Source organism: Nocardia aurea, from assembly GCF_003123685.1.
GTDB classification, from domain to species: domain Bacteria; phylum Actinomycetota; class Actinomycetes; order Mycobacteriales; family Mycobacteriaceae; genus Nocardia; species Nocardia aurea.
In genome coordinates this window covers 1-566 of sequence record NZ_QCYJ01000014.1, presented here as the reverse complement: position 1 = coordinate 566, position 566 = coordinate 1, and the positions used below count along the sequence as shown (strand labels likewise).

Here is a 566-nt window from a genome sequence, read left to right as displayed (position 1 = left end):
GCCAGGCGGCCCTCGCCGCGGGCGACACCCCGCGGCGCCCGTCGCAGAACCGAAGAGGAGCCAGGAGGAGAGCCAAGTGAGTGCCGAGTTCCCGACGGCCCGCCCGCGCAGGCTGCGCTCCAGCGCCGCCATGCGCCGGATGGTGGCGGGCACCAGGCTGCACCCGGCCGAGCTGATCCTGCCGCTGTTCGTCAAGGAGGGCATCGAGGAGCCCGCGCCGGTCGCCTCGATGCCCGGCGTCTTCCAGCACACCCGCGACTCGCTGCGCAAGGCCGTCCACGAGGCGGCCGAGGCCGGGGTGGGCGGGGTCATACTCTTCGGGATCCCCGCGGTCAAGGACGCCCGCGGCTCGGCGGCCGACGACCCCGACGGGGTGCTTCAGGTGGCGCTGCGCGAGGTCACGGCCGAGGTGGGCGACGCCCTCGTGGTGATGGCCGACACCTGCCTCGACGAGTTCACCGACCACGGCCACTGCGGCATCCTCACCGACGCGGGCGACGTCGACAACGACGCGACGCTGGAGCGCTACGCCTCCATCGCCGTCGCCCAGGCCCGCGCCGGGTCCC

The 566-nt window shown here is 74.7% G+C and carries 1 pseudogene; it reads left to right on the top strand.

Going from position 1 to position 566, the window contains the following annotated elements:
• Positions 1-130 precede the first annotated feature (130 nt).
• Positions 131-566, top strand: a pseudogene (locus DAT37_RS04110) (porphobilinogen synthase); the annotation flags it as partial.